Below are 21325 nucleotides of genomic sequence, written 5' to 3'. Positions count from 1 at the left end.
ATTATAATTTCTTTATTACCATATAAAATAAGCTAACTTAATGTACTTCTGAGGGTATTAATTATTCAGGAGGAGAAAAAATGCACAAAAGAAAAATAGCAGCCGTAACTATGGCAGCAATAATTTCAAACTTTTCAGCAAGCACTGTAAGTGTTTTAGCACATGAACTAGAAAATAACAAAGTAGTTCAAAGTATATCAAATCAAAATAATCAAGAAATCCAACCAAGTGAGGCTAAGGTAAGTAAATTTAATTTACTTAACAGCAGTTATTTAGAAGAATATGATAAATCTTTTAAATTAGACAATTCAAAGATAACATCAATAACTAATAATGGAGGAAACTATGGTTCATCAGTAATATATAAGGCTATAGATGGAAATCTGAGTACCCATTGGGAGACGGGAAAAAGTAATAACTCAGAATTTAAAAATGAAGTAATATTTACACTAGAAGAAGTTACAAGCTTAAACAGAATAGTATACGGAGCAAGACAAGATGGAACTAAGGGTAAGGGATTTGCTCAAGAGTTTGAAGTATATACATCACTTACAGATGATGGCGATGATTTTAATTTAGTAACTAGAGGAGGATATAAAGGATCAACAGGAGATATAGTTGAAATTAAATTTAATCCAACTGAATTTAAAAGAATTAAATTTAAATTTACAAAGGCTAATCAAGATTGGGCTTCTGCATCAGAGTTTATGTTTTATAAAAAAGATGTTGTACAAGATAAGATAGATAGATTATTTACAGATGAAACATTAAGTCAAGTATCTGAAGAGTTTAATACAATTGAAGCAATAAATAAGTTAAAAGAAGAATCCAAAATCCATCCTTTATATGAAGAGTTTAAAGAAAAAATAGAAAACGCTAAAATATTAGTAAATAGCAATCAAGAAGTTGAAGCTACTGATGCTAGAATACGTAAATTTGATGTTTTTTACACAAAAAATAAAGAAAACTATGAAAATATGTTTAAGATGAGTAATGAAAATATACAAAATATAAGTACTAATGGTGGAAATAGGGGTAGCTATGTAAAAGAAAGAATGATTGATAATAACTTAGATACATTCTGGGAAACAGGAAGAGCAAATAGTAATGAATTTAAAAATGAAGTTGTTTTTAAGTTTAAAGAATCTATAGTATTAGATAGAGTAATATATAGATCACATGCAAATACTGTAGGGTTTGCAGATGACTTTGAAATTTATGCGTCTAAAACATCAGAAGGGGATACATTCCAATTAGTAACAACGGGAACTCCTAATAGAACAAGTGATTTACTTGAATTTAAGTTTAACCCAACTGAATTTAAAAGATTAAAATTTATTTATAATAAATCAAAAGCTAATAATGCTACGGCATCAGAATTTATGTTCTATAAGGAAGATGTAGTATCAAAAAAGGTTGAAAGTATATTCACTGATGGTACTATGAGTGCATTAAAGCCTGAATATAATAGTTTAGATGCTATTGAAAAATTAGAATTAGAAATTAGTAATCACCCATTAAAAGATAAATATACAAAAATTATAGAGTTAGCAAAACAAATTTTAGATGGAAATGTTGACTATACTGAAAGTACTTTTGTGTTAAAACAAAATGGAGATACACACACAAAAGCAAAAAATCAATTGTTAATGTCAAGTTTTGGTAATGACTTCCAATCAACAGGTATAGTTGCAAAGCCAGGAGAAGTTTTTAATATTTATGTTGAAGTTGAAGATGGAGCACCTACACCAGAAATAGTATTTACTCAACAAGAGGGGAACTATGGAAATTGGAGAAGAAATTATAGATTAAAACAAGGATTAAATACAATAACAGTTCCTAAAATTCAGGATGGTGGATGGGCACAAAAAAGTAATCCAGGTGGGGCTGTATATTTAGTAAATAAATATACACCAGATCAACAAGGAAAAGCACCTATAGTTAGAATTGAAGGTGGAGAAAAATTCCCACTATTTAATTCAGGTGATAATGTAGAGAAATTCTTAGAAGAATTAAAAGAATATAATGCAAGACTAAATGAAAATCCAGATACAATGGTTGATATATTCGAATCCAATTCAGAAAGACTTATGTTTACAGGTACTGCAAAAGCTGCATACAAAGTTTATATAAATGAAGGTGTAGATGTTAATACAAGTACTGATGTTTGGAATAAACAATTTCAACAAGGATTTGAATTTGCAGGGTTAAAAGATGATTTAAGTGATCCAACGAATGATTCTACTAATGTTAGAACTGCGGTGAGGCTAATGCAACCTTTCGGAGCAGCTTATGCAGCAGGAGATCATATTGGAATTCAAAGACATGTAATGGATGTATTTTTAAGAACAGATACGAATAGTATAAAGAGTATGATATGGGGGACTATGCATGAAGCGGGGCATCAAATGGATATACCTGCAAGAACTTGGGGAGAAGTTACTAATAATATGTGGGCAAACCAAGCTTCAATAAAAATAGGTAAAGGAGATTCTGTTGATTATTCTTCTATTTTTACAAACTTATCTCCAGAAGAAAGCCTAAAAGGGTTTGAAGATTTCGGATACTTCGATAAATTAGGTATGTATTGGCAATTACAAATAATGAAAGATACTTACTGGGCAGAGCTTGAGAGTATGTATAGAGAAAGAAGACCTAAAGTAGCAAATTATCAAGAAAAGAAAGATGTATTAGCTAAGTATTCATCAGAAATAATGGGAGTAAACTTAACTAAATATTATGAAAAATATAAGTTTACTTTATCAGAAGAATGTAAAGCTGAATTATCTAAACTACCAGATTTAGAAGTGAAACCATGGTATTTACATACCACTGCTATGAATTATAAAGGAAATGGATTTAATAAAGATATTAATGTTTCAGTAAAATCTAAGTTAAATGAAGAAGAGAAAACTTCTACTTTAAGATTTGACATAGATAATGAAAATAAAAATGATTTATTAGGATATGAAATCAAAAAAGATGGTAAAGTTTTAGGATTTACCGTAGGAAATAGTTTTGTTGTAAAAGATGTAGATTTAGATAAAAATACTACTTATGAAGTAATTGCATATGCAAAAGATTTATCAACAGCAAAAGGCATAATTGTAAATACTTTTTCTCCTTCAATAAGTGTTCAGCAAGACAAAATTTTAGTTGCTTTAAATAGAGACTTTAACGCTAATGACCTTGTATATGGATCAAACTATAAAGGACAAGATATAAGTTCTAAAATAAATGTATCAAGTAATGTAGATACAAGTAAAAAAGGAACTTACGAAGTTAATTATACTTTAAAAGATAATAATATTGATGTTTTCAAAACTATAGAAGTTGAAGTAGTAAGCTCATTTGATTATTTATCTGATAGTGAATGGAAATCTGTGACTACTCAATATGGTACTCCAAGAAGAAACTCTAACATAAAAGGTAGAGTAAATGGTGAGATAAAAACATTTGATAAAGGATTTGGAATACATGCAAATGGTAAAATAACATACGATTTATCAGGTAAAGGTTATGATAACTTTGAAGCTTTACTTGGAGTTGATATGTCAATGGTCTCTCAAAATAAATCAAGTATAACATTTAAGATAGTAGGAGATGGAAAAACTTTAGCTACTACAAATGTTATAAAGCATGAAGATAATATGGTACATATAAATGTTCCAGTTAATGGAGTAAATGAATTAGTAATAGAAGTTAATGATGGTGGAAATGGAAATTCATCAGACCATAGTGTTATAGCTAATCCTAAGTTAACAACAAACAATGCTAAACCAACAATTAATGCTAGTAATAAATCTTTAAAACTTGGTAATAAACTTGATATTATGGAAAATATTACAGCAACAGATCCTGAAGATGGAAACTTAACATCTATAATTGAAGTTGAATCAAATAATTTTAAAGAAAATAAAATAGGAAGATTTGAAGTTGTATATAAAGTAACTGATTCTAATAACAATGTAACTACTAAGAAGATATTTGTTACAGTATCAGAAGATTATACAGTTAAAAAATCTAAATTTGGTAATTTTGAAAACTTAGAACAATACAATAAGGAGTTTAAATTACCAGTAGAATCTGTAAGTAACAATGCAGGAAACTATGGAAGCAGTGTAATAGCTAATACTATAGATGGAAAGATGAACACTCACTGGGAAACAAATAAACCCAATAGTAGTTCATTTAATAATGAAGTTATATTTGATTTAGGTGAAGTTAAAGGAATAAGTAAGATGGCTTATGCTTCAAGACGTGATGCAGGAGGTAAAGGATTTGCACATGAATTTGAAATATATGCATCAGATGAAGCTGAGGGCAATGATTTCTATTTAGTAGGAGAAGGTACTTATAGAGATAGGACTACTGATGTTGTAGAATTTAATATGAATAAGGTTAATGCAAGAAGAATTAAGTTTAAGTTTGTAGAAGCTAACCAAGGATGGGCAAGTTTAAGTGAAATAGCGTTTTATAAAGCAGATGCTTTATCTGATAAAATAAACAATGATTTATTTACAGATGCTAACAAGACTGAAGTAACTGAAAGATACAATACTTTAGAGAAAGTGGAAGCTTTAAGAGAAGAAGTAAAAAATCATCCAGCATTTAGTTTATTTGAAGCTGACTTAAATAAAGCTAAAGAAATAATAATAGCAAAATTCCCTACTTTAAATGTTGAAGAAACTACTTTAGTTAAATTAAATAGTGAATTTGATTTAATGAGTAGTGTGGTTGCAAATGACCAAGAAGATGGAAATATAATTTCAAAAGTTCAAGTTAACTCTGATGGATTTACTATAAGTAAAGCTGGAAAGTATACTTTAACTTATACTGTAACTGATAGTGATTCAAATACTATAACAAAAGAAAGGAACGTTATAGTTTATAGTAAAGATAGCTATGTATCTGATATGAATTGGGAATCAGCATCATCTGGATGGAGAAGTGTTACTAAAGATACGGCAGTAGCTTCAAGTAACAAAATAAAACTTAATGTAGATGGTACTGTTAAAGAGTTTGATAAAGGTATAGGTGCTGCAACAAATGCAGAGATAGTTTATAATCTTAATGGAGATTACACTCACTTTACAACATATGTAGGTACAGATAAAAACTATAATGATAATAGAACTAGTATAATATTTAAGATATTTGCAGATGGAAAAGAAGTATATACTTCAGATACTATAAGAAAAGATTCTAAGTCAGAGTTTGTAAGTTTAGATGTAACTGGAGTAAAAGAATTTAAGTTAGTAGCTAATGATGCAGGAGATGGAGGTCTTGGAGACTTTGCATCTTGGGCAGATACTAAAGTCTATTCTACAAATTCTAAACCAAAATTAACTATACCAAAGTCAGTATCAACTAAAGTTGGACAAGAAATAGATTTAAATGAAGAGTATAGTGCAGTAGATGCGGAAGATGGAGATATAACTTCTAGTGTTGAGGTAATTGGTAAAGTAAACTTCAATAAACCAGGTAAATATCCAATAACTTATAAAGTTACTGATAGTGATGGAAATGAAGTAGCTAAAACTAGAAGTGTAGCAGTAGCAAATATGGACGACAACAAATCTTTAACAGATTATGATTGGAAGTCTACTCAAAATAGTTACACTGCACCAGTAAAAGATAAATCTATAAGTGGAAAAACTTTAAGACTGACAAATGAAAATGGTCAAGAAGTAGCTTATGAAAGAGGTATAGGAGCTCATTCAACATCTACTATAATATACGACTTAACTGATAAGGATTACGCATACTTTACTTCATATGTAGGTGTAGATAGACAAAAATTTGGAAGTGTTGGTTCTGTAAGCTTTGAAGTTTATGTAGATGGAGAGAAGAAGTTTGATAGTGGATTAATGAACTCAAGAGATGCTCAAAAGTATGTTGAAGTTGATATTAACGATGCTAAAGAATTAAAGCTTGTAGTTACAGATGGTGGTAATGGACAAGGATCAGACCATGCTACATGGGGAGATACTAAACTTCATTTTGCAAATAATAAAGAAGTAAACTACCAAGAACTAGAAGAACTAGTATCAAAATCTAATGAATATAACAAAGAATCATATACTGAAGAATCATTTAAAGTATTTGAAGAAGCTTTAATTAAAGCTAATGTTATGTTAGAAGATAAAATAAGCTCTCAAGTAGAAGTTAATACTATGATTGAAGAGTTAAACACAGCTATTGAAAATCTAGAAGAAAGTGTAGATTTAAGTGAAATAGTAAATATAAATGATAGATATCTGAAATCAAGTATAAAGAAAGAACTTAACTTATCAAGTGATACTATAACAGTTGGTGATATGCAAAAGCTTACTAAATTAAATGTTCAACATGCTGAAAGCTTAGAAGGGCTACAGTATGCTAAGAACTTAGAATCATTAAATATAGAATATAATGGAGTAAATGATTTATCACCACTTAAAGATCTTAAAAAATTAACAGATTTAAGAGCTATGTATCAAAATATAGCAGTAGGATCAATTGCTAAAGAAGATAATAAAATAACAATAAACTATGATGTTTTAAATAGAAAAGGTGAGAAGCTATCGCCAAAAAGTGTGATATTAAGAAACAACAAAACACTTGAGGATACTGCTTTAAACTTAGATGATTGTATAGATGAAAATGGAGTAATATCTTTTGATACAACAAAACTTGATGCATCTGTCTATAGTGTATATTTAGTATATGAAGATACTAATGATAATTACTTAGCACAAGTATTGTTTATGTTTAATAATAAATAAAATATAAAGTAAAATAGTGACAATATTAGCTTATTTATGAATTAAGGATAAAATAATGTAATCGTAAAAGAATTTCTGCCTATGATATGAAGTATTTTCTTGATAATATTTAAATATATTAAAAATTCAAGAAGGATTACATGACAACATCTCAGGCTATAGAATTAAATAAGTAAAATAAATTTCATAACAAAGAATCTGGTATTAAGAGAGATGTGAAAATAATTACTGGAAGTGCTACTGTATATGTACCATTAGATGATACTAAAAGTTTGGAAGCTATAATTAAGGAGCTAAGAAATGCTGAACTTAGAATTAATATTAGAAGTTCAAAATGGTATAAAGCTTGATCCTTTTGAAAAAACATTGTTTGTATTTTGTAATAGACATCACAATAGGATTAAGATATTACATTTTGATGAAGGATTTTAGCTATACTATCATAGAATTGATCATAATAACTTTAAGTGGCCTATCACAAAGGAATAAGCATTAAAAGTAGATAAATAAGAATTAAGTTGGTTATTGAAAGGATATGAGGTCAGAACGACTTCAAAATTTAAGCCAGTTATCAAAAAATACTATTAAACCCTCGGAATATCAAGGTTTTTTTAGTATACTAGAAACGGTAGGTTATGTAATTAACCATAAAGATAATCAACTTGATAATGTTACTAAAAATTTAATTCTAAGTATGGGAATAAAAATTGATGGAGATAAATTAGGAAATAATAGTAATTTATTTAATGACCAATTTATATCTGAGAAAAGAAATAGTGTATTTGATAATAAATTAGTAACTGAAAGAAAAGAAGATAAATAAATCTTTAATATATAATAAAAAATCTAGATATGACTTATAATGTCTAGATTTTTTGTTGTATAATTGTACAGTTGATTAAAGAAGCTTTATGTATTTGAACAATAAGTATGAGAGAGAGGATTTTGATATGGTTAAAGTTAATTTATTTGATAACATGCCTGAGGAATTAACTTATCCAGAGATACAAGCAAAGTTACTTGATAAGGTAGTTAGTTTTCTTGAGAAATAATTGGAATATATTTGCTGAAAAAATACTTGAGCATTTTGACATTAGTGATGATTTTGACTTTATAGTAGGTAGAGACCTAGATGGTACAAGGTTTAAAAAGAATGAAGTTATTATACATGTTTTAGAAGAAAATAAGATATAATCTTATTCAGATATTATTATGATTGGTGATAGAAAGCATGATGTCATAGGTGTTAAAAAAGTAGGGATAGAATCTATTGGGATTTTGTATGAATATAGTGATTATTAGGAGATTAATATAAGAAGATAAATTTAGTGCAGTTTGCAATTAATAAGGAGGTTACCTTTGGGTAGTCTCTTTTTACTTATACAGGAACGAAAGTATGGTTTGAATATAATTGTTGAAACAATATATGGCAATAATATAAAATTAGTTTGAATTATAATATCGATGCTGATGTATATGGATAATGATACAATTAACGTATAAATATAAATTATTTTAATAGGTCTAATATTTGTTTTTATTTATAACTTAGCTACAGCTATATTAAGGCATATATACCAGTGCAAGACTTTGGTAATGCATTCTCAACATTCGTAGCTCAAAATAAGGGTGTAAACAAAATTGATAGGATACAAGAAGGGGGTAAAGATTCAGTAAAAATTATAATAATTTTTTGTATAATTATATCAACTATTATATTAATATTCTCAAGATATATAATGCATCTATTTATAAGTAAAAATGAAACAAAAGTAATATCACTAGGAGTTGAGTATTTATCAGTAGTATCAATATTTTATCTATGGATAGGATTTTTATTTATGTTTTATGGTTTATTTAGAGGTCTAGGCTTATTAAAGATATGTATAGTTTTGACGGTGATATCATTAGGAACTATAGTAGTTTTAGCTTATATACTTGCATCAACATCTTTAGGGGAAAGAGGTATATGGTGGTCTATTCCAATAGGATGGTTTTAGCCAATATAATGGGAGTAATATATTACCGCAAAAATGTAAGTAGGAAGCTGCATTTATCTGAAAATAAAATTTAGGACGTTTACCCACTAGAAGGTACGATTTCATTTATTCGTGAATAGTATGATACTAGAAAGGGGAGGATTAAAAATGGATTTTGAAAGAGATAATAATTATAGAGACTTACAGGAGATGTATGATAAATGTAAAAGCTTAAGGTATTATCATTCTATTTTCAAAATGAAAGATGGATGTATGTTTGATGGTATTATTGAAGATGTAGATATGGATAGAGTTATTATTTTGGTTGCTGAGGATGTAGTAGAAGATGAATGTGGAAATCTACATGTATATGACGGTGAGCGACAATTTGGAGGTCGTAGAAGATTCAGACGCTTTAGACGTAGATCTTTTCCACTTGGTGCTCTATTAGCATTATCTTTATTACGTTTTGGTTTTTAGTGAAGAAAATCTAGTAAATACTTAGATAGGAGTAGTTTTTTATTATATTAGTAAACAATTAAGAGAGGTGATGAGATACTTAGTTTAAATAATATTTCAGCACTTTGTTTTTAGAGCTATTAATTTATTTACTTATAAAATTAGAAGAAGGTATAAAATTCTGAAAATGTAATAATTGACGCAAAATGGAAAATTATGTTAATATAAGGATATAAAAATTTTATAGGCAAACTTAGAGAAATCTAAGGACGCAAAGCTACAGGGACTAAGGTTTATAACTATGTCAGCCAGTTGCCAAAGGGTACATTATACTTTTTGTTTTAAGCTTAGTTAATCAGTTATTTGCTTATACTTATAATGCAAAATATTGAATTTATTAGGTATATAAAGCTACTCTTTTTGAGTAGCTTTTTTTATTAAGTATAAATAATATATTTTTTAGGTGCACTATAAAGTATAAGCTAAATTAATATTAATGTACTTCTGAGGGGAAATTAATCAGGAGGTAGAAAATGAGTAAAAAGAAAATAGCCTCGGCACTTGCAGTGTCGATAGTTATGACAAACATGTCGCCTGCAATAAATGTATTTGCAGACGAAATAGCAAAGAACAAAGCAATAGCAATTGAGAAAGAAGTATCTAACCAATTACTGGTATCTAGATTCGACTTAAAGAATAACGCAAACTTTGCTAAGTATAATGAAACGTATAAAGCACCTGTAAAGGGAATAAAGAACAATGCAGGTAATTATGGTTCTAGTACAATAGTCAAAGCAGTGGATGATAATTTAAAAACTCACTGGGAAACAAACAAAGTAAATAGTTCTAGTTTTAATAATGAAATAGTTATTGAACTAGAGAATGTAGAAACAATAGACCGTTTAGCATATGCAGTAAGACAAGATAACGGTTGGAAAGGATTCCCAAGTAGTGTAGAAATCCATGTGTCAACAACTTCAGAGGGCGACGACTTCACTCTAGCAGGAGAGGCAGCTGGAGTTAAAACAACTAAAGATATGATACAGTTCAAATTTAATCCAGTGGAAGCGAAAAGAGTTAAATTTATATTCAAATCTGCAGATGGTGGATGGGCTAGTGCATCTGAAATGTGGTTATATAGAGAAGATGCAATTATAGATAAAATGGATAAGATATTCACTAATGACAAGAAGAATGAAGTTAGTGAAGAATTTAATTCATTAGAGAAATTAGAAGACTTCGAACAAGAAGCAACGGGACATCCTTTATTTAATGATATAAAGGATGACATAGAAAATGCTAAAGCCCTTCTAGACGGGAAAGACGTGGTTTACAAAGATGCTGTGGTAACTAAGTTCTTAAATCATGGGAATGAATTATTATCTGCTTATGATGAACAATTCAAAGTACCGAGAAACAAAATAACAAACATAACAACAAACGGTGGTCACTGGTCTAGCGAAGTTATAGCACATGCAATTGACGAGAATCCAAATAGTATTTGGCATTCAAATAGCACAAATTCTAACTCACATAAAAACGAAGTTGTATTAACTTTAGATGAGTTAACAACTCTAGATAGAGTAATGTATAGAACTAACCGTAGCAGAGGATTTGCAAAAGGTTTCGACATATACGCATCTAAAACATCTGAGGGTGATACATTTGAAAAGATATCTAGTGGTAAGGCAAGCCTAACTACTGATAATTTAGAAATACAGTTTGCACCAACTGAAGTTAGAAGATTAAAATTTGTATTTACTGACAGTCACGAAGGGTGGTCTACTGCTACAGAAATAGGATTATATTCACAAGACACGGTAAGAGATGAGATGGAAAATGTATTCACAGATTCCTCTAAATATGAATTGTCTGAGGAATATAAAGACATTGTTGTACTGGAAAGATTAGAAGCTCAAGTAAAAGAGCATCCATTTGCTGAATCTTTCCTAAAGGATATAGAACTTGCCAAAGGTTTAGTAGGTAACAATGAGCAACATGTGGCGGGAGCTGGGGACTTACAAATTTCCGACATAGCTAAGTCTAAATTTTTTAAGGAATATAATAAGACTTTTAAAATAAGCAGAGATTCAATAAAAAGTATAAAGAGTAACGGCGGTCATTATGGCTCTAGTAATATAGAGAAAGCAATAGATGAAAACATAGATACTCATTGGGAAACTGGAAAAGGTAATAGTGACACATTTAAGAATGAAGTAGAAATTGTGTTTAATAATATAGAAGAAATAGAAAAGCTTATGATACGTGCTAGAAAAGATGCATCACAAAAAGGATTCCCATTAAAGTACGAAATATATGGTTCTTTAGATGAAAACTCTTCAGACTATAAACTAATATCTAAAGGTGGTTCTACAGGAGTTACTAATGAATACGTAGAAGTGAGTTTCCCAAAGACTAAATTTAAGAAACTGAAGTTTAGATTTGTAGAAGCACGTGAATATAGAGCATCTATTGCAGAAATAGGGTTCTATAAAGAAGATACCATTACTACAGAAATAAATAAAATATTTGAAGATAATTTATATACTAAGTTGTCTGAAAAATATAACAATCTAAAAGCAATAGAAACTCTAGAGAAAGAAGTTCTAAAGCATCCATTAAAGGAAGATTACATGCCTGTAATAAATCTAGCAAAAGATATATTCAATGGCGGGGCTGTAGACGAAAATAAAACTGTAACATTATCTCAAAGAGGTGATGAGAATAAACAAAGAGATGAAAAAAGACAGATATTTGCAGGAGGTAATATAGATTTAACTGGTTACTACGTAATGCCTGGAGAAACATTTGAGGTTTATGTAGATGCAGATACTAAAGGACCACTTCCTCAACTAGTTATGGCACAAGTTGGTGAAGTTGATGGAGCAGGTAACCATGGCAGAAGTTTAAAGTTAGGTAGAAATGTAATGACTGCTCCTGAAGGAACAAAAGCTTTTGCAATTCAATTTACAAATAGAGCATTACCAGAACAACAAGCTTATGCTCCAAAGGTTAGAATAAGTGGAGATAAATTACAGCCTTACCCTATTTATATCCACGGTAAAACAAATATAAATGAATTTATAGAACAAGTTAAAAATCACAAAGGTGCAAACATGACTGAGGTTATGGGAGAAAGATTCTTAATATCTGGAAGACATGACGGGGCTAAAGCAGCGTACGTAGACGGTAATAAAACTCCATTAGATGCAGTTAAGGGATTCGACCAAGTTATAGGTGCTTTTGATAAATTAGCGGGATATGATAAGAACGACCCTAATCCAGTGCACCGACCTACAAATGGGTTATATCATTACAAAGGGACTAATGCAAAAGGAATGTATGCTTCTAATTCATACATACATTACCCAGCATCTACAGCAAAAAGTATGTTTGAAGGAAACTTCGCAGACTGGGGATTTGGGCATGAATTCGGACACCAAATAGAAAACAGCGATATGAGATGGTTAGAGGTAACTAACAACCTATATTCAATAGAAGCTCATAAAGCTAATCTAGGTAGATTAGGAAGAGACTTCTCATGGAATCAAGGTAATATTGATAAGTTCTTTACATTCGAAGGAACTAAAGGATTTGGGGGATTCCCTGGTGACCCTAAATTTGAATATACGTTAGGTTTATTTGAAAGAATGCTTGTTGTTACTCAAGTAACAAATTATTTTGGAAATGACGTATATAGTAAAGCAAATAGACTCGTAAGGGAAAATCCTAAAAAGTACAATTCTAAAGGTAAGTATATGGCTATGCTAAATGCTTTATCAGAGGCATCAGGGTATAATTTATCTCCGCACTTTGAATATTATAATGTTCCAGTAACGGAGGAAACTAAGGAATTTACTTCACAGTTTAAACCTTTAGATAAGAAAATAAGATACACAACAATAGAGAGTTACAAGATGATAGAAGATGGTGTTCAAACATTTAATGAACAAACTAAAGCTAACATTGATAAAATAGCTAAGAATGAAGACGGATTCACATTAAGTCTATCTACTAATGACAACAATAACGGAACTATTGCTTACGAAATATATAGAGATGGTGAGTTTGTAGGATTCACAAGAGGAGCACAATACAAAGATAAAGTTGATACTAATAATAATTATAAGTATGAAGTAATTGCTTATGATTATAGAGCTAACGAAAGTATAAAGAGTGATGAAGTGACTAATCCTAAGGTAGGTTCTCCAATACTAGATTTATCTATGAATAATTTAACTGTAAAGATTGGAGAAACATTCAATCCTATGCAGTATGTTAAAGCTATAGATGGAAACGGAACACCAATGGACTCTAGCGAAATCAAAATAGTTGAAAATACTGTAGACAATAATAAAATAGGTACGTACATAGTTAAATATGAGGTTACAGATGAAAAGCATAATATAACTGTTTCTAAATCCATGGAAGTTAAAGTTGTGAGTGGTTATGAATTCTTATCTGATATAGAATGGGAAAGTGCAACTGGTAGTGCGAGAAAGAACAAGAATATAAAAGGTAAAATAAATGGTCAACAAAGAACTTTTGATAAAGGATTCGCTTTAAACGCAAAAGGTAAAATTGTTTACAATGTGGCTGATTTAGGATATGATACTTTCGAAGCATTAGTAGGTGTAGATGGTACAAAATCAGAAAATAATGTTAGTAGTGTTGGATTTAAAATAATTGGTGACGGAAAAGAATTAGTATCTACAAGAACTATAAAACATGATGATGACTTAGTTCATATAACTGCAGATATAAAAGGTGTAAAAGAGTTAGTTATAGAAGTTACTGATGGTGGTAATAATACATTCTGGGACCATGCAGTTATAGCTAATCCTAAGTTAACTACAGTAGATTCTAAACCAGAGATTGATGCTAGAGATAAATCAATTAAGATAGGAACTGAATTCAATCCTTTAGATGGTGTAACTGCAAGTGACGTGGAAGATGGAGATTTAACTTCTAAATTAGAAGTAGCATCATCTAACTTCGAAGAAAATAAGTTAGGTAAGTTTGAAGTAGTTTATAGAGTTACTGATAGTGATGGAAATGCTGTTGAAAAGAAAGTGTTTGTAACTGTAATTGAAGAGTTTGAAGTTAAGAAATCTAAATTCGGGCAATTCAATAATCTAGATGCTTATAACAAAGAATTCAAATTATCAATTCAATCAGTATCTAACAATGCAGGGCACTATGGTTCTAGTACTATAGATAAAGCAATAGATGGAAACATAAAAACTCATTGGGAAACTAATAAAGCAAACAGTGGCTCATTTAAGAATGAAGTTATATTTAACCTAGGGGAAGCGCAAGACGTTGGAACTATGACTTATGCGGCTAGAAGGGATGCAGGGAATAAAGGATTTGCTAAAAAGTTTGAAGTGTACATTTCTAACGAAGCAGATGGAGATAACTTCGTACTTACAGGAAATGGAAGTTATAGCGGAAACACAAACGATGTTATAGAATTCAAAATAAACAGAAAAGATGTAAAGAGAGTTAAGTTTGTATTTACAGAGGCTAGCGGTAATTTGGCTTCAATGAGTGAATTAGGGATATATAAGGAAGATACTATAGCAGATAAGATATCAAATGAACTATTCACTGACAGTTCTAAAGAAGTTGTGTCAGATACATATAATACTTTAGATAAGTTAAATGCTTTTAAAGTGGAAGTAAAAGATTATCCTGCTTATGAACTATTTAAAGAAGATTTTGATAAAGCTGAAAAACTAATAAGAGAAACATTCCCAATTTTAAATATACCTAAATCTGAGTCTACAAAAGTAGGGGAAGAAATAGACTTAACTGGAGGATTTAGCGCAATGGACACTAAAGATGGTGACTTAACTTCTAGTGTTGAAGTAACTGGAGAGGTTAACTTTAACAAACCAGGAAAATATCCTCTAACTTATAAAGTAGTTGATAGTGACGGTAATGAAGTAGTTAAGACAAGAACAGTTGCTATTGTAGATATGGAAGATTATAAGTACCTAACTGAGTATGATTGGAAGAGTGCTAACACAGGATGGGGTGCTATTAGGAAAGACAAATCAGTGAGTGATAATGCGTTACAACTTACTGGAGAAGATGGAAAAGCAGTTACTTATGCTAGAGGTATAGGAGCGCATGCACCTGCAACTATAATTTATGATTTAACTGATAAAGACTATGCTTACTTTACTTCTTATATAGGTATTGATAGAGCTATGCATGATCGCGTAGGTTCAGTAGAGTTTGAAGTTTACGTAGATGGAGAAAAGAAATTTGATAGTGGATTAATGAACTCTAGAGATACTCAAAAGTATATTGAAGTTGACATTAATGATGCTAAAGAATTAAAGCTTGTAGTAACTGATGGTGGAAATGGGAATGGTTCAGACCATGCTACATGGGGAGATACTAAACTTCATTTCGCAAATACAGATAGAGTTGTGGCAAAAGATTTAGAGTCTAAGTTAGAAGAAGCTAAAGAAATTAATGTAAACGGCTATACAGAAGATTCGATAGAAGAGTTAAATAAAGCAATAGCTAAAGCAGAAGAATTATTAAATAATGAAGCTAAGACTCAAGTAGAAGTTGATGCTATGATTGAAGAGTTAAACATAGTTATCGCAAATCTAGAGAGTGAAGATTTAAGTGAGATAGTTAACATAAAAGATAGTCATCTGAAATCAAGTATAAAGAAAGAACTTAACTTACCAAGCGATACTGTAACAGTTTATGATATGCTAAAGCTTACTAAACTAACTGTTAAGCTTGCTGAAAGCTTAGAAGGTCTAGAGCATGCTAAGAACTTAGAATCATTAAATATAGAATATAATTCTATCAATGATTTATCTCCACTTAAAGATCTTAAGAAATTAACAGATTTAAGAGCTATGTATCAAAATATAGTAGAAGGGTCAGTTGCTAAAAAAGATAATAAAGTAACAATAAGTTATAATGCTTTCAACAGAAAAGGTGAAAAGTTATATCCAAAAAGTGTGATATTAAGAAACAATACAACACTTGAGGATACTGCTTTAAACCTAGATGATTGCGTAGATGAAAATGGAGTAATATCTGTAGATACAACAACTCTTGATGCATCTGTATATAGCATATATTTAGTCTATGAAGATATTAATGACAATTATCTAGCACAAGTGTTGTTTATGTTTAATAATAAATAAAATAGTGCTAATATTAGCTTATTAATGAATTAAGGATAAAAATAATGTAATCGTAAAATAATTTCTGCCTATGATATGAAGTACCTCCTTGATAATATTTAAATATATTAAAAATTCAAGGAGGACTATATGACAATATTTCAGGCTGTAGAATTAAATAAGAGAAATAAATTTCCTAACAAAGAATCTACTATTAAGAGAGACGTTAAAATAATTATTGGAAGTGCTACTATATATGTACCATTTGATGCTACTAAAAGTTTGCAAGCTATAATTAGGGAGCTAAGTAATACTGAACTTAGAATCAATAGATAAAGTGTATTTAGTCTACGGCTTCAAAAAGTATAGATAGATTAATATTAGAAGTTCAAAATGTGCTAAAGCTTGATACTTTTGAAAACGTATTGTTTGTATTTTGTAATAGATAACAAAGTAGGATTAAGATATTACATTTTGATGAATGATTTTAGATATACTAGCCAGTTATCGAAAAAATACCTATCAATAAATACTAAAAAACCCTTGGAATATCAAGGGTTTTTTAGTATAACAGAACTATACTAGAAACGAGAGGCTACGTAATGAACAATATAGATAATCAACTTGATAATGTTACTAAAAATTTAATTCTAAGTATGGAAAAAGAAATTTTAGCCAATAGTAGTAGAAATCCAGTTTCTGAACTATTGGCTTTATTATACTAAATTAAAAATGTTTAGATTAAAATTTATAATTACTTAAAGGTATTTGCTCTTATTTGGGGCTAAAATATAACAGTGTTGAAAACTGCGATACTAAAAGGGACAGTGATTACTGTAAATTATTGCTTAGATAGTTGGTTTTCTACTTATAATTATGGATCTTTAGTGTATGTAAGGGTCAAGTATATAGAGATTTTATAAAGTTTGTGCTAGACAATTTTGTGTTAGAACTTTTATGGACGTTGGTATATAAGCAGAAGTATTGATTTCATTTAGTAAGATAGATATGAATAATATTGTACTATTATCTACACTATTATGATCTAAAGAGGGGAAGGGTAAAATGAAAAAAATAGTTAGTTTAAAACGCTATCTCTTTGTATAGTTGTATATCAAAATATTATCTAACAGATCCTTTATAAAAGATAAATATTAGTAATATATTAGCAACTTGTTAAAGTATAACCATACTATAAATAATAGGAGGGGATAGTATGGATTATAGGCATTTGTACGACGGGATAGAAGACAAAATTAAATTAGCTAATGGAGAAAGTGTAACATCAATCAACTTTGACAATGGTGCTACAACGCCACCTCTAAAAAGTGTTACAAAATTAATTCAAGATAATATAAAAAACTATGGACCGATAGCTAGAGGTGTAGGAGCTAAAGGGGAATACTGTACTACAATGTTTGAGAGAGCGAGAGAAACAATACTTAAATTTTTCGGACTAAAAGGTTCTAATAGTTATACTGTAATATATACAAAATCAGATACAGAAGGACTTAATATATTAGCAAATGTACTTATAAAAGATAAGGAAGATATGATTTTAACAACTAGAATGGAGCATCATGCCAATGATTTACCTTTTAGAAGAGTAGGAAAAGTAGTACATGTAGATGTTGATGAGTTAGGTAGAATAAACATAGATAATATTGAAGATGAACTAATAAAGGCTAATGGAAAAATAAAAGTTGTAACCGTGACTGGAGCATCAAATGTAACAGGCTATCTTAATCCGATACATGAAATAGCTAAAATTGCTCATAAATACAATGCTCTAATAGTAGTTGATGGAGCACAGTTGGTAGCCCATGAAAAAGTCAATATTAACGGTAATTGTAAAGAAGAAATGATAGATTTCTTTACATTTTCAGCACACAAAGCTTATGCACCATTTGGTAGTGGAGCAATAGTGGGTCTAAAAGAATATCTAAAAGATTCAGATCCATTCTTGTCTGGTGGTGGGTGTGTAGCTGGAGTATTTGATGAGAGTGTAATTTGGTCACCAATACCAGAAAGATATGAAGGAGGAACTCAAAACTTTTTTGGTGTAATTGCTATGGCAAAAGCACTAGATGATTTACAGAATATCGGATTTGATAATATAAAAAATCACGAAAAATATATAAAAGATTATATGATAAACTCTATGAAAAATATTAATAATGTAATGCTATATGGTGATACAAATTATACAGATGACAGACTAGGGGTAATTACTTTTAATGTAAATGATATGAACTATGAAAGTGTTGCTGTAAACATGGCAACAGAAAAAGGAATTTCTTTGAGATGTGGAAAGTTCTGCTCTCATCCTTATGTATATAGATTGTTAGGGGTGAGTGATTGTGATGGATATAAAGATATAGTTTCTGGAGAATCTTATCATGGAATGGTAAGGGCAAGTCTTGGACTTTATAATACTATAGAAGAAGCAAATATCTTTTTAGATCAATTAGATTATATTGCAAATGTAATGAAAAGATCACATCGTAAACATAGAAAACCAAATCGAAAAATTAGATTTTAGATTAATAATGATTACAAGTACAATAGAGAGTGTTAAGGTGTATTCAATAAAAGAGTCAAAAAGAGTGTAAAATGGACCCTATACAGTAGACACGAGAAAAACGTGTTTACTTGTATAGGGTCCATTTTATATTTAGAATATAGCCTTTTACAGTAACCTAAATTTATTTGTTTTCTAATTTTACTATCTTCTCATGTAAATCTATTATACTTTCAGCTAACATCTGATAGTTCATAGTATTCATTAAGTGGTCTTGAGCATGTACTAAAACAACACTCATCTCAACCTTGTTTCCACTAGCTTCTTGCTGAATAAGCTCAGTCTGACATCTATGTGCCTTATTAGACTCATCTTTAGACTCTTTTAACATTTCTCTAGCACCATCTATATCACCAGATTTAGCTTTTTCTATAGCTTCAAAAGCTATTCCTTTTGCATTTCCAGCATAGCCAATTATTTCAAAAGATAACTCAAATACTTTTTCATCCATTTTTAGTTCCTCCATAAATTACTTAGCAAGTTCTATTGCACGATCAAGGACTGCTTTTCCGTTACATGTACCGTAGTGCATCATGTTTATTACTTCAACAGGTACGTTATGAGGAGCAGCTATTTCTTGTGCTTTACCTAATACATATCTTACTTGAGGTCCTAATAGTAATACATCACATTTTGATATTTCCTCAGAGATCTTAGACTCTGCAATTGCCCATATTTCTGCATCTATATTATTTTCCTTTGCAGCAGCTTCCATCTTAGTAACTAATAAGCTTGTAGACATACCAGCTGAACAAGCTAACATTATTTTTATCATAAATAGACCCCCTAGGTTTTAATTAATAATATTTTGAAAATTTATATTTATTATATAATACAACAAACCTTTACACATAACAATATAAAAAATGTTTGTTGGATATAGAAGAAAAATGTTTTTTATTGTAAAAACATGTTTTTATAACTATATAAACATTTGAAAAAATTTTAAAAATTATTATACTAATATACATATAAATAAAAAATTTAGATTTTAAAATTATTGATAAAGCATTCAAAAATTAATAATAGCTCTGAGTAAAAGGTATTAGGAGGATTTTTAAGTTGTGAAAAATCATTTTGACCTTGAATAATAACAGGTAAAGTTGATAGTTTAGCTATTTTAGAATTAGCTTTTCCAACGAAACTAATGATTTCAATATTGCTTGATCTTGCTTGTTTGACAATATCAACAATGCTTTCTGTTTCTCCAGAATTTGAAATAACAACTAATAACACCTCATCTTTGTGTTCAGCTGAAAGAAGCTGCATGTGGGTGTTTGATATACTTCTAAATCCATTGACTGCAAAGCGTTCATTCATGTAGTTGGCAATAGTTTGAGAAATACCAACACTAAGTAGCATAATTAATTTATGTTTAGATTTATTCAATATTGAACTAAAATCCTCTAGGTTATTATCAATTTGTTTATAAGCATTTGTGTAGATATCAATATCTGATTCCTTATCAGTTTCTTGAGAATAATAACAAATATTATAGATCATATCTGAGTAACCTTCGAAGTTTAGTTTTTTAGATAATTTATATACAGTAGTAGTGGATGTATAGTTATCCTTAGCTACTTTACGAATTCCGATTTTTTTTAAGTCATCAATATTATCATATAAATACTTTAAGATAGATTTTTCTATTTGATTTAATTTGTATTTGTTGCTTAGATAGTCAAAGTCCATATATATCACCTCTTTTAGGTATTATATATGAAAAAAATATAAAGGTAAATAATGAAAAGGAGAGTTACAATGGAAAATAAATTTGTACAAGACCCATGGGCAAGAATAAAAACTCGTAATGGATTAAATGGAGATGAAGTAATATCATCACTTCAAAAATCAATAAGAAGAGGTTTAGTTGAAGAAGCTTGTCAATTTGCTTATGAAATGTATATAACATCACCTCAAATGGAAGAAAAATTATGGAGAAGATTAATAACTATAACAGTTGAAGATATAGGAATGGGTAATCCAAATGCTCCAATACTTATCAATCATTTAAACCAAATGAGAAAAGAATTTTCTTATGCAGATGGAGATCGTCCAATATTCTTTATACATGCAATAAGATACTTATGTGAGTCAGAAAAAGATCGTTCAAGTGATCTATTAAAGAACATAGTTATAAAAGGATTTGCAATGGGGCAAGTTCCAGAAATTCCAGATGTAGCGCTTGATAAGCATACAGTAAGAGGAGCGGCAATGGGACGTGATTCATTCCACTTCTTAAACGAAGCAAGTAAAGTAATACCTCAAATGGAAGTAGACAACAACTACAAAGAACGTTATGAAGAAATATTAAATGTTTATAAACCAGAGAATGCTGTAGAATCTGCATTTAAGTTCAACCCATGGCAAGAATAAATT

The 21325-nt window shown here is 29.7% G+C and carries 15 protein-coding genes and 1 riboswitch; of the genes, 12 read left to right on the top strand and 3 right to left on the bottom strand.

The genetic code is table 11. The features are described 5' to 3' along the window. Window positions 1–80: 80 nt before the first annotated feature. The 11 genes from CHL78_RS10055 (at window position 81) to CHL78_RS10015 (ending at window position 18907) form a co-directional block, all read left to right on the top strand. The gene (locus tag CHL78_RS10055) at window positions 81–6767 is read left to right on the top strand and encodes an NPCBM/NEW2 domain-containing protein (protein ID WP_116041442.1); all 6687 of its coding nucleotides are present in this window, start codon (window positions 81–83) and stop codon (window positions 6765–6767) included. 300 nt (window positions 6768–7067) lie between these two features. Further along, a complete protein-coding gene (gene tnpB, locus CHL78_RS10050) occupies window positions 7068–7199 on the top strand; it encodes an IS66 family insertion sequence element accessory protein TnpB (RefSeq protein ID WP_094368361.1) in 132 nt (43 codons plus the stop codon). Window positions 7200–7302: 103 nt separating this feature from the next. Further along, window positions 7303–7590 (top strand): hypothetical protein, encoded by a 288-nt coding sequence (locus tag CHL78_RS10045; protein ID WP_094368360.1) that lies wholly within the window; start codon window positions 7303–7305, stop codon window positions 7588–7590. A 218-nt stretch (window positions 7591–7808) separates the two neighbouring features. Further along, entirely contained in the window at window positions 7809–7961 is a 153-nt protein-coding gene (locus CHL78_RS20760) for an HAD family hydrolase (RefSeq protein WP_158540676.1), read from the top strand. A 386-nt stretch (window positions 7962–8347) separates the two neighbouring features. After that, on the top strand, window positions 8348–8767 hold the full coding sequence (locus tag CHL78_RS10035) for an MATE family efflux transporter (RefSeq protein WP_243446414.1): 420 nt from the start codon (window positions 8348–8350) through the stop codon (window positions 8765–8767). A gap of 147 nt (window positions 8768–8914) precedes the next feature. Next, window positions 8915–9226 carry a hypothetical protein gene (locus CHL78_RS10030; RefSeq protein WP_094368358.1) on the top strand — a complete coding sequence of 104 codons (312 nt, stop codon included), beginning with the start codon at window positions 8915–8917 and terminating at the stop codon, window positions 9224–9226. Window positions 9227–9441: 215 nt separating this feature from the next. Then, a riboswitch (cyclic di-GMP riboswitch) is annotated at window positions 9442–9525 on the top strand. Between the two features lie 213 nt (window positions 9526–9738). Continuing rightward, complete coding sequence (locus tag CHL78_RS10025) at window positions 9739–16386, top strand: NPCBM/NEW2 domain-containing protein (RefSeq protein ID WP_094368357.1); 6648 nt, start codon at window positions 9739–9741, stop codon at window positions 16384–16386. Between the two features lie 129 nt (window positions 16387–16515). After that, entirely contained in the window at window positions 16516–16701 is a 186-nt protein-coding gene (locus CHL78_RS10020) for a hypothetical protein (protein ID WP_094368356.1), read from the top strand. A 29-nt stretch (window positions 16702–16730) separates the two neighbouring features. Next, window positions 16731–16814, top strand: a complete 84-nt coding sequence (locus CHL78_RS21590) for a hypothetical protein (protein ID WP_408638603.1) — start codon at window positions 16731–16733, stop codon at window positions 16812–16814. A 153-nt stretch (window positions 16815–16967) separates the two neighbouring features. Further along, a complete protein-coding gene (locus CHL78_RS21330; protein WP_274541849.1) occupies window positions 16968–17090 on the top strand; it encodes a hypothetical protein in 123 nt (40 codons plus the stop codon). Between the two features lie 491 nt (window positions 17091–17581). Continuing rightward, window positions 17582–18907, top strand: coding sequence for an aminotransferase class V-fold PLP-dependent enzyme (locus CHL78_RS10015; protein WP_094368355.1), 1326 nt, complete (start codon window positions 17582–17584; stop codon window positions 18905–18907). A 163-nt stretch (window positions 18908–19070) separates the two neighbouring features. Here CHL78_RS10015 and CHL78_RS10010 read toward each other — a convergent pair whose 3' ends face one another. The 3 genes from CHL78_RS10010 to CHL78_RS10000 form a co-directional block, all read right to left on the bottom strand. After that, complete coding sequence (locus tag CHL78_RS10010; protein WP_094368354.1) at window positions 19071–19397, bottom strand: PTS lactose/cellobiose transporter subunit IIA; 327 nt, start codon at window positions 19395–19397, stop codon at window positions 19071–19073. An 18-nt stretch (window positions 19398–19415) separates the two neighbouring features. Continuing rightward, the gene (locus CHL78_RS10005) at window positions 19416–19721 is read right to left on the bottom strand and encodes a PTS sugar transporter subunit IIB (protein ID WP_094368353.1); all 306 of its coding nucleotides are present in this window, start codon (window positions 19719–19721) and stop codon (window positions 19416–19418) included. A gap of 209 nt (window positions 19722–19930) precedes the next feature. Beyond that, the gene (locus tag CHL78_RS10000; RefSeq protein ID WP_094368352.1) at window positions 19931–20638 is read right to left on the bottom strand and encodes a MurR/RpiR family transcriptional regulator; all 708 of its coding nucleotides are present in this window, start codon (window positions 20636–20638) and stop codon (window positions 19931–19933) included. A 69-nt stretch (window positions 20639–20707) separates the two neighbouring features. On the opposite strand from CHL78_RS10000, the gene CHL78_RS09995 reads away from it, so the two are divergent. Further along, window positions 20708–21322, top strand: coding sequence for an AAA family ATPase (locus CHL78_RS09995; RefSeq protein WP_094368351.1), 615 nt, complete (start codon window positions 20708–20710; stop codon window positions 21320–21322). The last annotated feature ends 3 nt before the right edge of the window (window positions 21323–21325 follow it).

The sequence above is a fragment of the Romboutsia weinsteinii genome, assembly GCF_002250835.2.
GTDB lineage: Bacteria > Bacillota > Clostridia > Peptostreptococcales > Peptostreptococcaceae > Romboutsia_A > Romboutsia_A weinsteinii.
Note: the sequence above shows the minus strand (reverse complement) of the source record. Positions and strands in the feature narration are given on the sequence as shown.

Excerpts from the sequence above, each read along its gene's own strand:
- CHL78_RS10045 (WP_094368360.1), top strand. The coding sequence starts at position 7,303 with ATGAGGTCAGAACGACTTCAAAATTTAAGCCAGTTATCAAAAAATACT.
- CHL78_RS10030 (WP_094368358.1), top strand. The coding sequence starts at position 8,915 with ATGGATTTTGAAAGAGATAATAATTATAGAGACTTACAGGAGATGTAT.
- CHL78_RS21330 (WP_274541849.1), top strand. The coding sequence starts at position 16,968 with ATGAACAATATAGATAATCAACTTGATAATGTTACTAAAAATTTAATT.
- CHL78_RS10000 (WP_094368352.1), bottom strand. The coding sequence starts at position 20,638 with ATGGACTTTGACTATCTAAGCAACAAATACAAATTAAATCAAATAGAA.
- CHL78_RS10020 (WP_094368356.1), top strand. The coding sequence starts at position 16,516 with ATGACAATATTTCAGGCTGTAGAATTAAATAAGAGAAATAAATTTCCT.
- tnpB (WP_094368361.1), top strand. The coding sequence starts at position 7,068 with ATGCTGAACTTAGAATTAATATTAGAAGTTCAAAATGGTATAAAGCTT.
- CHL78_RS10015 (WP_094368355.1), top strand. The coding sequence starts at position 17,582 with ATGGATTATAGGCATTTGTACGACGGGATAGAAGACAAAATTAAATTA.
- CHL78_RS10010 (WP_094368354.1), bottom strand. The coding sequence starts at position 19,397 with ATGGATGAAAAAGTATTTGAGTTATCTTTTGAAATAATTGGCTATGCT.
- CHL78_RS09995 (WP_094368351.1), top strand. The coding sequence starts at position 20,708 with ATGGAAAATAAATTTGTACAAGACCCATGGGCAAGAATAAAAACTCGT.
- CHL78_RS10005 (WP_094368353.1), bottom strand. The coding sequence starts at position 19,721 with ATGATAAAAATAATGTTAGCTTGTTCAGCTGGTATGTCTACAAGCTTA.
- CHL78_RS10025 (WP_094368357.1), top strand. The coding sequence starts at position 9,739 with ATGAGTAAAAAGAAAATAGCCTCGGCACTTGCAGTGTCGATAGTTATG.
- CHL78_RS10055 (WP_116041442.1), top strand. The coding sequence starts at position 81 with ATGCACAAAAGAAAAATAGCAGCCGTAACTATGGCAGCAATAATTTCA.